This window comes from Erwinia sp. AnSW2-5 (assembly GCF_045107195.1).
Classification (GTDB): Bacteria; Pseudomonadota; Gammaproteobacteria; order Enterobacterales; family Enterobacteriaceae; genus Erwinia.
The window spans coordinates 16,151-32,193 of the sequence record NZ_JBJGXA010000037.1; the positions used below are offsets into that span (position 1 = coordinate 16,151).

Annotated in this window: 11 protein-coding genes and 1 riboswitch; of the genes, 2 read left to right on the top strand and 9 right to left on the bottom strand. The window is 57.8% G+C overall.

Features of this window, described 5'->3' with window-relative positions:
* Positions 1-4 precede the first annotated feature (4 nt).
* Both rapA and polB read right to left on the bottom strand, forming a co-directional pair.
* Positions 5-2,911: an RNA polymerase-associated protein RapA gene (gene rapA / locus ACFL9S_RS21015; RefSeq protein WP_405263797.1), complete on the bottom strand. Its 2,907-nt coding sequence runs from the start codon at positions 2,909-2,911 to the stop codon at positions 5-7.
* Positions 2,912-3,052: 141 nt separating this feature from the next.
* Positions 3,053-5,416, bottom strand: coding sequence for a DNA polymerase II (gene polB / locus ACFL9S_RS21020; protein ID WP_405263799.1), 2,364 nt, complete (start codon positions 5,414-5,416; stop codon positions 3,053-3,055).
* Positions 5,417-5,586: 170 nt separating this feature from the next.
* On the opposite strand from polB, the gene ACFL9S_RS21025 reads away from it, so the two are divergent.
* Positions 5,587-6,348: a DedA family protein gene (locus ACFL9S_RS21025; protein WP_405263801.1), complete on the top strand. Its 762-nt coding sequence runs from the start codon at positions 5,587-5,589 to the stop codon at positions 6,346-6,348.
* Here the strand turns inward: ACFL9S_RS21025 and thiQ are convergent.
* The 4 genes from thiQ to sgrR all read right to left on the bottom strand — a co-directional run bounded on the left by thiQ (position 6,325) and on the right by sgrR (position 11,458).
* Entirely contained in the window at positions 6,325-7,041 is a 717-nt protein-coding gene (thiQ, locus tag ACFL9S_RS21030; protein ID WP_339457050.1) for a thiamine ABC transporter ATP-binding protein ThiQ, read from the bottom strand. The two genes, ACFL9S_RS21025 and thiQ, sit on opposite strands and share 24 nt — an antisense overlap.
* Entirely contained in the window at positions 7,025-8,635 is a 1,611-nt protein-coding gene (thiP, locus tag ACFL9S_RS21035) for a thiamine/thiamine pyrophosphate ABC transporter permease ThiP (RefSeq protein ID WP_405263802.1), read from the bottom strand. Before thiP ends, thiQ begins: the two co-directional genes overlap by 17 nt.
* Positions 8,611-9,597: a thiamine ABC transporter substrate binding subunit gene (gene thiB, locus ACFL9S_RS21040; protein WP_405263803.1), complete on the bottom strand. Its 987-nt coding sequence runs from the start codon at positions 9,595-9,597 to the stop codon at positions 8,611-8,613. The genes thiP and thiB overlap by 25 nt, the downstream gene beginning before the upstream one ends.
* A 35-nt stretch (positions 9,598-9,632) precedes the next feature.
* Positions 9,633-9,761: riboswitch (TPP riboswitch) on the bottom strand.
* A 35-nt stretch (positions 9,762-9,796) separates the two neighbouring features.
* Positions 9,797-11,458 (bottom strand): HTH-type transcriptional regulator SgrR, encoded by a 1,662-nt coding sequence (gene sgrR, locus ACFL9S_RS21045; RefSeq protein WP_405263804.1) that lies wholly within the window; start codon positions 11,456-11,458, stop codon positions 9,797-9,799.
* Between the two features lie 244 nt (positions 11,459-11,702).
* Between sgrR and ACFL9S_RS21050 the strand changes: the two genes are divergently transcribed.
* Positions 11,703-12,887 (top strand): MFS transporter, encoded by a 1,185-nt coding sequence (locus ACFL9S_RS21050; RefSeq protein WP_405263805.1) that lies wholly within the window; start codon positions 11,703-11,705, stop codon positions 12,885-12,887.
* Between the two features lie 49 nt (positions 12,888-12,936).
* Here the strand turns inward: ACFL9S_RS21050 and leuD are convergent, their stop codons facing one another.
* Genes leuD through leuB form a run of 3 tightly spaced genes read right to left on the bottom strand, consistent with a single transcriptional unit; the run spans position 12,937 to position 16,042 of the window.
* On the bottom strand, positions 12,937-13,542 hold the full coding sequence (gene leuD, locus ACFL9S_RS21055; RefSeq protein ID WP_405263806.1) for a 3-isopropylmalate dehydratase small subunit: 606 nt from the start codon (positions 13,540-13,542) through the stop codon (positions 12,937-12,939).
* Positions 13,543-13,551: 9 nt separating this feature from the next.
* The gene (gene leuC / locus ACFL9S_RS21060) at positions 13,552-14,949 is read right to left on the bottom strand and encodes a 3-isopropylmalate dehydratase large subunit (RefSeq protein WP_405263808.1); all 1,398 of its coding nucleotides are present in this window, start codon (positions 14,947-14,949) and stop codon (positions 13,552-13,554) included.
* A 4-nt stretch (positions 14,950-14,953) separates the two neighbouring features.
* Positions 14,954-16,042 carry a 3-isopropylmalate dehydrogenase gene (leuB, locus tag ACFL9S_RS21065; protein ID WP_405263809.1) on the bottom strand — a complete coding sequence of 363 codons (1,089 nt, stop codon included), beginning with the start codon at positions 16,040-16,042 and terminating at the stop codon, positions 14,954-14,956.
* Position 16,043: the final 1 nt, after the last annotated feature.

Consider the following 16,043-nt stretch of genomic DNA (forward strand, 5'->3'; position numbering starts at 1 on the left):
CTCATTACTGATGTGTGACAACGATCAGACGCAGCGCATCCAGGCGCCAGCCTGCTTCGTCCAGATTAGCCAGAACCTGCTCGCGGTTGTTTTCCAGCGCATCCATTTCATCCTGACGGATGTTCGGGTTAACGGCGCTTAGCGCTTGCAGACGTGACAGCTCGGCACTCAGTTTTTCATTGGCTTCCACGCGTGCTGCATCGATCAGCTTGCGGGCTTCAACGGCCGCCTCATCTTCCGACAGCTTGATGATCTCATGGACATCCTGCTGTACGGCATTGACCAGCTTGCTGCCGGTGTGGCGGTTCACTGCGTTAAGCTGACGGTTGAAGCTTTCGAACTCCACTTTCGCGGCCAGGTTGGTGCCTTTGCGGTCAACCAGCATGCGCACCGGCGTAGGCGGCAGGAAGCGCGTCAGTTGCAGATGCTTCGGCGCCTGAGCTTCCACCACGTAGATCAACTCCAGCAGCAGTGTCCCCACCGGCAGCGCTTTGTTTTTCAGCAGTGAAATGGCGCAGCTTCCGGTATCACCGGAGAGGATCAGATCCAGACCGTTACGGATGATCGGGTGCTCCCAACTGACATACTGGGCATCTTCACGCGACAGCGCCTGGTTGCGGTCGAAGGTGATGGTGCAACCATCTTCCGGCAGGCCTGGGAAGTCCGGCACCAGCATATGATCGCCCGGCGTCAGGATAATCAGGTTATCACTGCGATCTTCCTGATTAATACCAACGATATCGAACAGGTTGAGTGCGAAGTTCACCAGTTCAATGTCGTTATCCTGCTCGGAAATCAGGTTGGCCAGCGCCTGGGCTTTCTCGCCGCCGTTAGAGTTCAGTTCCAGCAGGCGGTCGCGGCCCTGTTCCAGCTGTATTTTCAGGGCATCATGCTGTTTACGGCACTGATGGATAAAGTCATCCAGCCCTTCGGTATTTTCTGGCGCGGCCAGGTACTCAATCAGTGGCGCATAAACGCTGTCGTAAACGGTACGACCGGTCGGGCAGGTGTGTTCAAACGCATCCAGCCCTTCGTGATACCACTGCACCAGCACCGACTGCGCCGTTTTTTCCAGGTAAGGAACATGGATCTGAATATCGTGCGCCTGACCAATACGGTCAAGACGGCCGATACGCTGCTCCAGCAGGTCCGGGTTAAACGGCAGGTCAAACATCACCATCTGGCTGGCGAACTGGAAGTTACGGCCTTCTGAACCGATTTCCGAGCACAGCAGCACCTGAGCGCCGTCTTCTTCCGAAGCAAACCAGGCTGCCGCGCGGTCGCGTTCGATGATTGACAGACCTTCGTGGAACACGGCGGCACGGATGCCTTCGCGCTCACGCAGCACCTGCTCCAGTTGCAGGGCGGTGGCTGCCTTGGCGCAGATCACCAGCACTTTTTTGTCGCGGTTGCTGGTCAGGAAGCCCATCAGCCAGTCGACACGCGGGTCGAAGTTCCACCAGGTGCCGCTGTCGCCTTCAAATTCCTGATAAATCTGCTCCGGGTAGAGCATGTCGCGTGCGCGCTCATCCGCTGATTTACGGGCGCTCATAATGCCGGAGACTTTGATCGCCGTCTGATACTGCGTTGGCAGCGGCAGGCGGATCTGATGCAGTTCGCGTTTCGGGAAGCCTTTTACACCGTTACGGGTGTTACGGAACAGCACGCGGCTGGTGCCGTGGCGGTCCATCAGCATGCTGATCAGCTCCTGACGGGCTTCCAGCTTGCCTTCGCGATCGCTGTTGGCGGTTTGCAGCAGCGGCTCAATATCCTGTTCACCCATCAAATCGTTGAGCAGATTCAGCTCATCGTTACCGATGGTTTTGTCGGCCAGCAGCATCGCAACGGCATCGGCAATCGGACGGAAGTGCTTCTGTTCTTCAACAAACTGGGCGAAGTCGTGGAAACGGTTGGAGTCCAGCAGGCGCAGACGCGCAAAGTGACTTTCCATCCCCAGCTGTTCCGGGGTAGCGGTCAGCAGCAGAATGCCCGGGATCTGCTCGGCCAGTTGTTCAATCACCTGATACTCACGGCTTGGCGCGTCTTCGGACCAGACGAGGTGATGAGCTTCATCCACCACCATCAGATCCCACTCGGCGTCGGCCAGTTTTTCCAGGCGCTGCTTGTTACGGCGGACAAAGTCGAGCGAACAGATAATCATCTGCTCGGTTTCAAACGGGTTATCGCTGTCGTGCTGGGCTTCGGCGTAGCGGTCATCATCAAACAGGGCAAAGCGCAGGTTGAAGCGACGCAGCATTTCGACCAGCCACTGATGCTGCAACGTTTCGGGTACCACGATCAGAATACGCTCGGCACGACCCGCCAGCAGCTGCTGGTGGATGATCATCCCGGCTTCAATGGTTTTCCCTAAGCCCACTTCATCGGCCAGCAGCACGCGCGGCGCATGACGGCGGCCGACATCGTGAGCGATATGCAACTGGTGAGGGATCAGGCTGGTACGCATACCGCGCAGGCCGCTGGTGGCCAGGCGATACTGCTCACTCTGATATTTACGCGCGCGAAAACGCAGGGCGAAACGGTCCATGCGGTCCAGTTGTCCGGCAAACAGGCGATCCTGTGGTTTGCCAAACACCAGTTTGCTGTCGAGCATCACTTCACGCAGGACGACGTTTGCTTCTTCGGTATCAAGCCGGGTTCCGACATAGCTGACCACGCCATTGTCGGTTTTTACTTCGCCAACTTCCATTTGCCAGCCTTCATGGCTGGTAATGGTGTCGCCAGGATTGAACACCACACGAGTGATGGGAGAATCGTTTCTGGCGTAGAGACGGTTTTCGCCCGTGGCAGGAAAGAGCAGGGTGACCATTCGTGTATCTACGGCAACCACAGTTCCCAATCCCAGTTCGCTTTCCGTATCGCTTATCCAGCGTTGACCAAGTGTAAAAGGCATAAATATTCGGCTCGATTCTCGTCTAGTTTGTTTCAGGCAATAGCACTGCTGCCCGGTAAAAAAGTACCTGGCGGTGAATTCAGAACGATTGATGCTTAGGAGGAGCGCTATGGTACTGGAAGGCCGCCCATTCGTCACCTGTCAAAAAAGCCCCAGCTGTCCTGTTACCAGTGTAGCAAAGTCATCCTGCATAAACGGCAGGATACCATCGGCCACCGGTTGTAACTGGCGCGTCAGGTAGTGATCGTAGTCCAAGGGCGTAATCCGCGCTTCCAGCGGTTCCGGGCCTGAAGTGGCAATCACATAACGGATCTTCCCGCCTTTCTGGTAGAGCAACGGCCGGCCAAGCTTCTGGTTGTGTTCATCAGCGATACGGGCGGCACGCACGTGTGGGGGCACATTACGCTGGTATTCGCCCAGCGGGCGACGCAGCCGTTTACTGTAAGTGAGCTGATCGTCCAGTTCACCCTCCAGCAGCTGGCGCACGGTTTCCCGGATATAGTCCTGATAGGGTTGCCCGGTAAAAATACGCAGATAGAGTTCCTGCTGAAACTTTTGTGCCAGCGGCGTCCAGTCGGTGCGCACCGTTTCTAATCCTTTAAATACCATACGCGGCTTGTCACCGCTGCGGATCAGCCCCGCATAGCGCTTCTTGCTGCCCTGTTCGGCACCCCGGATGGTCGGCATCAGAAAACGGCTGAAGTGGGTTTCATACTCCAGCTCCAGCGCGCTTTCCACGTTGAACTCTTTGCGCAGATGCTGTTGCCACCATTGATTCACGGTGGCCACAAGATGGCGGCCAATCTCCGCTGCGCGCGCTTCATCGTGAGCCGATTTCAGCCAGACGAAGGTGGAATCGGTATCGCCATAAATCACATCAAACCCTTCGGCTTCAACCAGCTCGCGGGTCTGGCGCATAATATCGTGGCCTCGCATGGTGATGGAGGAGGCGAGACGCGGATCAAAGAAACGGCAGGCGCTGGTGCCCAGTACGCCATAAAAGGCATTCATAATGATTTTCAGCGCCTGTGACAGCGGCTTGTTGCCCTGTCGTTTGGCCTCTTCACGCCCCTGCCAGATCTGATTCACAATGGCCGGCAGGCAGTGGTTGGTGCGTGAGAAACGTGCGCCGCGATAGCCCGCGACAGAGTGCGTGTCATCCGGCTGCGCCATGCCTTCAACCAACCCTACCGGGTCAATTAAAAAGGTGCGGATGATCGACGGATACAGGCTTTTATAATCCAGCACCAGCACGGAGTCATACAGGCCGGGCTGTGAATCCATCACGTAACCGCCCGGGCTGGCTTCCGGGGCCACATCGCCCAGATTCGGGGCAACAAAACCTGCGCGATGCATACGCGGCAGGTAGAGGTGACCAAATGCAGCCACCGAGCCGCCGTGGCGATCAACGGCCAGACCATTCACCGATGCGCGTTCCAGCAGGAAGGGCATCAGTTCCGTGTGCTGGAAAATACGCGTCACCAGTTCGCAGTCTTTCAGGTTGTAGTGCGCCAGCGCGGGCTTATCTTCCGCAAAGCGCTGATCAATCTCTTCCATACGCTGCCAGGGATTATTAATGGCCTTACCTTCCCCCAGCAGCTCACGTGAAACTGCTTCAAGGCTGAAGGATTCAAAGTTCCAGAAGGCAGATTTCAGGGCTTCAATGCCGTCAATAATCAGCCGACCGCTGGCCTGGGCGAAGAAAATACCCGGCTTAAACCCGTGTTCGCGCCACTCCAGCGCCGGGCTGTTACCCCGCCCCAGATTCAGCGGAATGCCGTAACGGTCGGCATGTTTTTGCAGCACACGCAGGTCAAACTGCACCACATTCCAGCCGATCAGTACATCGGGATCGTGACGGGCAAACCAGGCGTTGAGTTTCTCCAGCAGCTGCGGGCGGCTGGCGACATATTCCAGATTAAAATCGAGCTGGCTGGCATCGCCGTTTTCCGGGCCAAGCATGTAGACATCACGCTGGCCGCAGCCTTCAAGGCCAATGCAGTACAGCTCGCCGTGGCGCGTCGTTTCAATGTCCAGCGAGACCCATTTCAGCGGTGGGCGGTAATCCGGGTGCGGTTTCAGACGGGTTTGGGTCAGCCGGTCCCCAGAGGGTTGGCCGCTGAACCAGACGGGCGCGGTAATAAAACGCTCCATCAGGAAACGCTCCGGCGGGCGTACATCCGTTTCATACAGCGTGATGCCATTTTCACGCAGCAGCTTATCCAGCTTTTGCAGCTGGCGTTGCTGTCGGCAATACAGGCCAACCACCGGGCGCTGGCGGAAATCTTTCAACTCAAGCGGGGCAAAACGCCAGTCGCGCTCACCCGCTAACAGGCGGGTGGCGGCGGCCTGCTGCTCGGCAGGAATAAACGCCACGGACTCCTGCGGTGGCAGAACCACCCTCTGCGGCCCGGCGTCCGTCGCCAGCCACAGCGTGATTTCGCTGCCTGCTGGCGTATCCCGCCAGTGGCGAGTTAACAGAAAGCCTGCGCGTGCGTTATCCACTCTATTTCCTCGGCATCATAATGAGTAAATATTAGCATGTTTATTTATACAGTGTTCGCCTGTTAAACCCGGAGCGTTACTCTGCTGCTACGTTCCCATACAAAACAGGCCTTGACGCTTTCCTGCCGCCTCTGGACAATCCGGGGTTCTGCTCATTTTTTTGGAATGTTATGGAAGCCTGGCTACAACATTTAATCACTCAATCTTTGGCCTGGTCACTGCTGGCCGTTGGACTGGTGACCTTCTTTGAGTCGCTGGCGCTGGTCGGGTTGCTGTTACCGGGTACGGTATTGATGGCGTCGTTCGGCGCACTGATCGGCAGCGGGCAGATTGGTCTGTACCCCGCCTGGGCCGTCGGCACGCTGGGTTGCCTGCTGGGCGACTGGATTTCCTATTTTATTGGCTGGCAGTTCAAAGGGCCGCTGCACCGCTGGTCGTTTATTAAAAGACATCAGAAGCTGATGGATAAAACGGAACACGCGCTGCATGAGCACAGCATGTTTACCATCATTGTTGGCCGCTTTGTCGGGCCGACACGCCCACTGATCCCGCTGGTTGCCGGGATGCTGGAACTGCCAGTACGAAAGTTTATTCCCCCCAATATCATCGGCTGCATTCTGTGGCCGCCCCTCTATTTACTGCCGGGGATCCTCGCCGGGGTGGCAATTGATGTACCAAAGGAAGCCAGCAGCGGTCTGTTTAAATGGCTGCTGTTGGGCGTCGCGATTCTGGTGTGGCTGGGATGCTGGCTGGGCTGGCGCTGGCTGCGTTCAAAGAAGCAGCACGACTGGGCGACACCTTATCTGCCGCTGACGCGTCTGCGCTGGCTGGCACCGCTGATGATCGTGCTGGCGGTGGCCAGTTTCACCGCGATTCAGTTCCATCCGATGATGCCGATTTTCCGCCACTTACTGTGGGATGTGTTCTTCTAAGGCGATGCCCAATACCGCCGCTTCCGGCACCGCACCGCGCTGTAACTGTGCGGTGCTGCCATCCCAGTAAACCCGTCCATCAACAATCAGCAAACTGCGCGGCGCAATGTGCGCGGCATCTTCAATACTGTGTGACACCATCAGCAGGGTGATATTGCGTTCGGTGCAGACGTCATCCACCAGGCCCAGCATCTCTTTGCGCAGCGCCGGGTCCAGCGCCGAGAAAGGTTCGTCCAGCAGCAGGATCGGCTGCTGACGCACCAGACAGCGGGCGAGGGCCGCACGCTGGCGCTGACCGCCTGAAAGCTGATGGGGCAGACGCTGTAAATGGTCCGTCAGCCCAACGCGCTGGGCAATATTCTGCAACTCATGCTTCTGCTGGTGGTTGAGCTTCAGGCCGGGGTGCAGCCCCAGCCCGATGTTCTGCGCCACGGTCAGATGAGGGAACAGGTTATTCTCCTGAAACAGCATCGATACCGGGCGTTGCGCGGGCGCGCTGTCGCGATGTTCGCTGCCGTTCAGCTGTAGTTCACCACTTTTCACCGGCAGAAACCCGGCGACCAGGCTCAGTAAGGTGCTTTTTCCCGCCCCGCTGGGGCCGAGGATCGCCAGGCGTTCGCCCGCCTGCACGCTGAAGGTAAAGCGCATCGGCAGGTGGTGATACAGATAAGTCAGATTAGTCAGGTTTAACATGGCGCCCCGGCAGTTTTTCAATCAGGGTAAACAGCAGGAAACAGAGCAGCAGCAGTAACAGCGCGGTGACGGCACCGTCGCTGCTGCGATACGATCCTATCTGCTGATAAAGGTAAAAAGGCAGGGTGCGGAAGTTTTCATTACCGAACAGCGCCACCACGCCAAAATCACCAATCGACAAGACGCAGGCAAAGGCCAGCGCCTGTGCTAACGGGCGTTTCAGCGCGCGCAGCTCAATCAGCCTCAGGCGGTTCCAGCAGCGAATATCCAGCGACAGGCACAGCAGGTTATAACGCCCGGCAATATCGCGCAGCGGATTTTCCAGCACTTTCATCGCATAGGGAACGGCCATCAGCGCATTGGTGGCGATGACAATCCCCTCCGCTGACTCGGGCAGCCCGACGGTCTGATTAAGTAACAGGAAAAAGCCGGTCGCCAGCACAATCCCCGGCATCGCGAGGATCAGCATGCCGCTCATTTCCAGCGTTTGCCCCCACAGTGGGCGCTGCCGCAGACGCAGCTCACGACTGCTCCACAGCAGCATCATTGTCAGCACGACGCTGAGGATCCCCGCCCCCAGCGCAATACGCAGGGAGGTTAACATCGCCTGCCACAGTGCTGACTGACGCAGTACCGTGCTGAACCCCTGATTCAGCCCGTCGGTCACCACGGCCAGCAGCGGTGGCAGGATCAGCAGTAATACGGCGGCGATCAGCAACGAATCCAGCACCAGGGCGCGGCCGCTGTCCTGCGGATTGCGCCAGCCGCCGAGGCTGTCGCTGCCCGCCGGGATCGCTTTACTCAGGCGCTGGCTGAGCATCACCAGGCCCAGACAGCACAGCATCTGTAACAGCGCCAGCAAGGCCGCGCGCCCGGGATCGTAATCGAAACTCAGTGCCTGGAAGATAGCCAGCTCAATGGTGGTTGCCTGCGGACCGCCGCCCAGCGACAGCACAGTGGCAAAGCTGGCAAAGCACAGCATAAAGATTAGCGCGGCGGCGGGCAGGATCTGGCGCCGCAGCCACGGCCATTCAACGATGCGAAAATGCGCCCAGCCACGAAGACCAAGCTGCGCGGCAATCTGCCGCTGTTCGCCGGGGATCTGTTGCAGTGCCTGGAGCAGCAGGCGGGTGGCCAGCGGCAGGTTGAAAAAGACGTGGGCCAGCAGGATGCCTTGCAGGCCATACGGCGAGAATGTGTAGTCGATGCCAAGCAGGGCGCACAGCTGCGCCAGCCAGCCGCTGCGGCCATATACGCTGAGAATGCCAAATACCGCCACCAGTACCGGCAACACCAGCGTCATGGCACACAACCGCAGTAGCGTGCTGCGGCCAGGGAAGCGGCGGCGGTACAGGGCGCGGGCCAGCGGGATCGCCGGGAGCACCGAGAGCAGCGTAGAGAGCAGTGCCTGCCAGAAGGAGAAGCGCAGCACGTGCCACAGATAGCTATCCTGCCAAAGGCCGCGCCAGTCGGTCGCGGGCGCATTCTGCCACAGGGCAAAAAACGCCAGCGAGGCCACGCTGACCAACAGCAGCGCGGCCAGCAAGCCGGGCACTAACCAGCCGGGAATTAGCGGCTGACGGCGCGTTGCCATGCACTGATCCAGCTGCTGCGCTGTGTGGCCACATCCTGTGGGCTGTATTGCAATGAGGTGGTGGGTACGGTCAGGGTAGTGAAGCCCGCAGGCAGCGTGGTGCTGATGGCCGGGTACATCCAGTTGCCGGTGGCGATGGTATCCTGGAACGGTTTAGTCATCACAAACTGCATAAACTGCTGTGCCAGCTTCGGCTGCTTGCTGGCCTTCAGTTGACCGGCGACTTCCACCTGCAAATAGTGGCCTTCGCTAAAGTTGGCGGCGGCGTACTGATCTTTCTTCTCTTCAATCAGATGATAAGCGGGGGAGGTCGTATAGCTGAGCACCATGTCGCTTTCACCCTTGAGGAACAGGCCATACGCCTCGCTCCAGCCTTTGGTGACGGTTACGGTTTTCTTTGCCAGCTTCTGCCAGGCTTCCGGGCTTTTATCGCCAAACACCTGCTGCATCCACAGTAGCAGGCCAAGGCCTGGGGTGCTGGTGCGCGGATCTTCGTAGATCACTTTCAGCGGGCGGTCGCTCTCTACCAGTTCTTTCAGGCTTTTCGGTGGGTTTTGCAGTTTGGTTTTGTCATAAACAAAGGCAAACCAGCCGTAGTCATAAGGGACAAACGTGGTGTTCTTCCAGCCGCCGGGAACGGTACTGTGGGAGGTGTCGGTGTTTGAGGCGGCGAACAGTCCGGTTTTTTCTGCCGCATCCAGCAGGTTGTTATCTAATCCCAGCACCACGTCCGCTTTGCTGTTTTTGCCTTCCATGCGCAGCCGGTTTAGCAACGATACGCCGTCTTCCAGCGCCACGAATTTCAGTTCACAGTTGCACTGGGCTTCAAAAGCTTTCTTGATGGCAGGCCCCGGTCCCCACTCGGCAGAGAAGGAGTCGTAGGTGTAAACCGTCAGGGTCTCTTTGGCTGCGAGGGCAGGCAGGGAAAACAGCACCAGCAGGGGTAAATATTTTTTCAACACTTTGCGTTCCTTGAAGGTATGCGCAAAGGATCTGAGTCAGTGACACTCTCAAATCCCTACGCCGGTATGATCCGGGTCAGGTTCGACGGGTTTTATCTCAGCGAAAACGCGCTGCGCAGGCATAGATCCGGCACTGCAGGGTTTCCGCACCCCGTTGAGAACGGCTCATTCTAGTGGTTTCGTCTTTGTTACGAAAGCGTCATGATTCGGGTGGGGCGAACCAGGCTGATTTAAAGTCGAACCAGCCCAGCGTGTTCATGCGTACCCCGCGCATACTGCGCTGTCCGTGCAGCAGAAGCCAGTGGTGGAACAGCGGGTGCAGGAAGTTGCTCTCAATCAGCTGCTTGCTCCAGTCGGCCAGCGGGAGCTTCTGCTCGCGCCATGCGCGTGCGTCGCTTTCCCAGTCGGTGGGCACGCAGTGGTGCATCAGCGGGATCTCATACAGCAGGGCAAACAGGGAGAACTCCAGCGGCAGGGTAAAGTTAGCGCTGCCCAGCCAGATATCGCTTTCGGCTTCGCCGCGATACCAGCTTTCATAATCGATTTCCTGCGTGATCAACTCAACACCGTGCGCGGCGAGGATTGGCCCGAGCGCGTTGGCGATGCCCTGGTGTTCAATATGATCGCTGTACCAGGTGATGGTCAGCGAGGTCAGCCCGGCAGGTTTCTCGGCAATCGCCATATCGCGGCGATGATGCCAGCGCGGCAGCAGGCCGTAGGCCGGGAACCAGTAGCGCTGATAGGCAATGCCACTGTGGTTCAACAGGGCGATAGGGTTGAAAATGGTGCTGATCCAGCGGCGCAGCTGCTCGTTACGTCCGTGCGCCGAACGCTGGTCAAACATCAGGAAATAGCAGCCCTCTTCCAGGCGACTCTCTTCAGATTTCTCATCGGTGCTTTCGCTTTGCAGTTTGACACCGGAGTAGACCAGTTCGTCGCTGATCTCCGGCAGCACCCAGATATTGACCTCATCGATCAGCGCACGATAGCCAAAGTAGTCATCAAAAGCGGCAATGCGCAGCTGACTGTGTTGGTTGCGTTCCACCTCGTAGGCTCCGGTGCCCACCGGCTGACGCGCAAAGTTACGCATATGCGGCCACTCCTTCGGCAGGATCATGGCACTGACGCTGCCCAGCAGCCAGGGGAGCCAGTTATCCGGCTGGCTGAGATGGATATCCAGCGTCCAGGGTGTGTGGCATTCAATCCGTTCGAGGTGGCTGAACAGCGGTTGCTCTTTTAAGCGCTCAAGCGTGGCAATGACGTCCTCGACCTCCAGCTCACGACCGTGATGAAAGTGGATGGCCGGGCGCAAAAAAAACCGCCAGTGCAGCGGGGAGATCTGTTGCCAGTGGTGGGCAATGTCCGGCTCGATTTCCCCGTTTTCCTCATTTATCCGTGCCAGCCCGTTGAAGATTTGCCGCGCGAGGTGCGTCTCCGAGCGGCGTAGCGGCGTACCGGGCAGCAGATTCAGCAGCGGGCGGTAGTAGAGCACGCGCAGAATGTGTTTCCCCTGGCGGAAACTGCGGCCTAAATGGGAGAGCAGCATCTGACGGACGCGGTTTTTATCTCCCACCAGCTGCACCAGCTGGTCAATGCGGTCCTGTTCCAGTAAGTCCTCTGCCCGCTGCTGCTGTAACGCCAGCCCGGTGTAACGGAAGGTGAGGCGGGAACGTTTACCGCGTCCTGCCTCTGCCTGCCACTCCAGCCAGCCCTGATCCTGCATTGCATTCAGCAGGTTACGCATATGTCGCCGTGAACAGCTGAGCTGTACCGCCAGATCGCTAAGCGTGGTTTCCTGAGGCTGGCCGTCGCAACACTGCCAGAGCCGGATAAATTGCTGCTGTAAACGGGGTGAGGACATAAAAGAGGAACCCTGTGTTAAAAGCTGTCTGTTTTTCCTGCCTTATATTACGGCGATAATGGCAGCAGATGAAAGAGCGGGAGGCATTCTTCGGAATGGCGTTCAATCATTTACAGCGGCGTAAGCCCTGTTTCTGAGTATGGTGCTTTTCACCAGCCAGCGGTAAGCCGCTGGCTTTTTTCGTCGGTTTTCTTTTAAGCTTCGTGTGTATTCTCTCTTATTCCAGCCAGTCGAGGCATCAGTCATGAAATCGCACCAACGCCGCCGTATTCATCCGATCTATCTGGCTTTTATGGCGGTTTCTTTTATGGTCGGCATTGCCGGTGCGTTGCAGGCCCCCACGCTTAGCCTGTTTCTGAGCCGTGAGGTGGCAGTGCGTCCCTTCTGGGTTGGGTTGTTTTATACGGTGAATGCGGTGGCGGGAATTGTGGTCAGCCTGCTGCTGGCCAAACGTTCGGACAGCCGTGGCGATCGTCGCATGCTGATCCTGTTTTGCTGCGCGATGGCGATAGGTAACGCGTTGTTATTCGCCTTCAATCGTCACTATCTGACGTTAATCACCGCCGGGGTTTTCCTGTCTGCGGTCGCCAGCGTGGCGATGCCGCAAATTTTTGCCCTGGCACGCGAATATGCTGACAGCTCTGCCCGTGAAGCAGTGATGTTCAGTTCGGTGATGCGCGCCCAGCTGTCGCTGGCGTGGGTGATTGGGCCGCCGCTCTCTTTTGCCATTGCGCTGAACTATGGTTTTACCGCCATGTTTCTTTTAGCGGCGCTGCTGTTCGTGGTCTGCGTGGCGTTAGTCTGGTTTACCTTGCCGTCGGTGCCGCGCGCACCGGCCGCGACAGCTGATGTGCCGATCACTGATATCAGCGGCTGGAAGAGCCGTGATGTGCGTATGTTGTTTATCGGATCGGTTCTGATGTGGACCTGCAACACGATGTATATCATCGATATGCCGTTGTATATCAGCAGTGTGCTGGGGATGCCGGATACGCTGGCCGGGCTGTTGATGGGGACGGCGGCGGGGCTGGAGATCCCGGTGATGCTGCTGGCCGGGCACTACGTGAAACGCTTCGGTAAGCGCAATATGATGCTGCTGGCGGTGGCCTGTGGGGCGCTGTTTTATCTTGGGCTGGTGCTGTTCCAGAGTCGTAGCGCACTGATGATATTGCAGCTGTTTAATGCGGTGTATATCGGCATTATTGCCGGGATTGGTATGATCTGGTTCCAGGATTTGATGCCGTCGCGGCCCGGTGCGGCCACCACGCTGTTTACCAACAGTATCTCCACCGGTGTGATCCTGGCCGGAGTGGTGCAGGGGGCGCTGGCGGAAACGTACGGGCATCACGCCGTTTACTGGGTGGCATTCGCGCTGGCGCTGGTGGCATTCGGCTTGTCATGGCGGGTAAGAGAGAAAACGGTGGCATGAGTGATTGGGGATGCAGGGGCGAACCTTCTTTTTCGGTCCGCCCGCAATATCAACGTAAAAACGCGTGCTGTTTTTGCTCATACACGGTGATATCGGCATCGTGCTGCAAGGTCAGACCAATCGCATCCAGCCCGTTAATCAGGCAGTGGCGGCGGAAGCTGTCGATCTCAAACGGGTAGGTTTTATCCCCGGCCCGCACCTGCTGATTTTCCAGATCGACGGTGAAACGCATGCCCGGTTCCGCTGCCACTAACTGGAACATCTCATCCACTTCTGCCTCGCTCAGCGTGACTAACAGCAGCTGGTTATTGAATGAGTTATTCGCAAAGATATCGGCAAAACCGGAACCGACAATCGCCTGAATGCCGTAATCGGTCAGCGCCCAGGGCGCATGTTCGCGTGAGGAACCGCAGCCAAAGTTTTCCCGTGTCAGCATAATGCTGGCCCCGCTAAATTCGGGCTTGTTCAGCACGAATTCCGGGTTGGAAATCTGCCCTTCCGGGTCGGTATAACGCCAGTCATAAAACAGGTTGCGGCCGAAACCGGTGCGCGTCACCATCTGCAAAAACTGCTTAGGGATAATCGCATCGGTATCAACGTTAGCCGCATCCAGCGGCACCACGATACCGCTGTGTTGCGTGAATTTTTTCGCCATAACAGTTCCTTAAATCAGCTCGCGGATATCAGCAAAGTGACCGGCGACCGCTGCGGCGGCAGCCATGGCCGGGCTGACCAGATGGGTACGTCCGCCGCGCCCCTGGCGACCTTCAAAGTTACGGTTGCTGGTGGATGCACAGCGCTCTCCGGGGCTGAGGCGATCGTTGTTCATCGCCAGGCACATGGAACAGCCCGGCAAACGCCACTCAAACCCGGCGTCGATAAAGATCTTATCCAGGCCTTCTTCCTCGGCCTGCGCTTTGACCGGGCCAGAACCCGGCACCACGTAACCCTGAACACCCTGAGCAATTTTATGCCCTTTCACCACCGCTGCGGCTGCGCGTAAATCTTCAATGCGTGAGTTAGTGCAGGAGCCGATAAACACTTTATCCACCGGCACCTCGGTCAGGCGGATACCGGGTTTCAGGTCCATATACGCCAGCGCTTTTTCTGCTGAGGCACGTTCCACTGGGTCGCTGAACGAAGCCGGATCGGGGATCGGGTCACTGACGGCAATCACCTGACCGGGGTTGGTTCCCCAGGTCACCTGCGGCGCAATCTCTGCCGCGTCCAGCGTGACCACTTTGTCGAAGTGCGCGCCGTCATCGGTTTTCAGCGTACGCCAGTAGTCGACGGCCTGCTGCCATGCGTCACCTTTAGGGGCAAAACGGCGGCCGTTGACGTAACTAAAGGTAGTGTCATCGGGCGCAATCAGCCCGGCTTTAGCACCCAGTTCAATCGCCATATTGCACAGGGTCATACGACCTTCCATGCTCAATGCTTCCACGGCAGCACCGCAGAACTCCACGACGTGGCCGTTGCCGCCGCCGCTGCCGGTTTTACCGATGATCGCCAGCGCGATATCCTTGGCGGTAATGCCTGGCGCCGTCTTGCCGCGAACCTCAACCTTCATGGTTTTCGCCCGTGACTGTTTCAGCGTCTGCGTCGCCAGCACGTGCTCCACTTCGGACGTACCGATACCAAAGGCCAGCGCACCGAGTGCGCCGTGGGTGGAGGTGTGGGAATCACCGCAAACAATCGTCATGCCAGGCAGTGACAATCCCTGCTCTGGTCCCATCACATGCACAATGCCCTGGAACTGATGGCTGAGGTCAAACAGCTGAACGCCAAAGGCCTCACAGTTTTTGATCAGCATCGACATCTGGATGCGGGCCATCTCGCCGCTGGCGTTGATATCACGCGACTGAGTGGAGACGTTGTGATCCATCGTGGCAAAGGTTTTTGACGGCTGGCGCACCGGGCGACCGTGTGCGCGCAGGCCGTCAAAGGCCTGCGCTGACGTCACCTCATGCACGAGGTGACGATCGATATAGATCAGCGGCGTCTCATTGGGTGCTTCGTGCACGACATGGGCATCAAACAGCTTCTCGTACAGTGTTTTCATATTATTATGCTTCGCGAATAAACCGGGCAATCACGCTGCCCATTTCATCGGTGCCGATCGCCTTGCCGCTGCCTGCCAGATCGCCGGTGCGGAAACCTTCTTCCAGCGCGCGGTTAATAGCCTGCTCAATCGCATCAGCGGCATCGGCCGCATTCAGGCTGTAGCGCAGCAACAGGGCCAGCGACAGGATTTGTGCCACCGGGTTAGCAATATTTTTGCCCGCAATATCCGGGGCCGATCCGCCTGCCGGTTCAAACAGACCAAAGCCTTTTTCGTTCAGGCTGGCTGACGGCAACATGCCCATCGAGCCGGTGATCATGGCACATTCATCAGACAGGATGTCACCGAACAGGTTAGAGCACAGCATCACGTCAAACTGTGACGGTGCCTTGATCAGCTGCATGGTGGCGTTGTCGATATACATATGGCTTAACTCGACGTCCGGGTAGTCCTGCGCCACTTCATTGACAATCTGGCGCCAGAGAATGGAGGATTGCAGCACATTGGCTTTATCAATCGAGGTGACTTTGTTACGGCGTTTACGTGCGGATTCAAAGGCGATACGCGCAATGCGTTCGATCTCGAAACGGTGATACACCTCGGTGTCAAAAGCGCGTTCATGCATACCGCTGCCTTCGCGGCCTTTCGGCTGGCCGAAGTAGATCCCACCGGTCAGTTCACGCACCACCAGGATATCAAACCCCTGATCGGCAATATCACGGCGCAGCGGGCAGAAATCTTCCAGTCCCTGATACAGGCTGGCCGGGCGCAGGTTGCTGAACAGCTGGAAATGTTTGCGCAGGGGCAGCAGGGCGCCGCGCTCAGGTTGCTCGGTTGGTGGAAGGTGTTCCCATTTTGGGCCGCCAACAGAACCGAACAGAATCGCATCCGCCTGTTCACAGCCTTTGACGGTGGCTTCAGGCAGTGGCACGCCGTGGCGGTCAATGGCGATGCCGCCAACGTCATACTCGCTGGTGGAGATGCGCAGATCAAAACGCTGGCGAATGGCGTCCAGCACTTTGCTGGCCTGTGCCATCACTTCCGGGCCGATGCCATCACCGGGTAACACTGCAATATGGTAAGTGCGGGACATG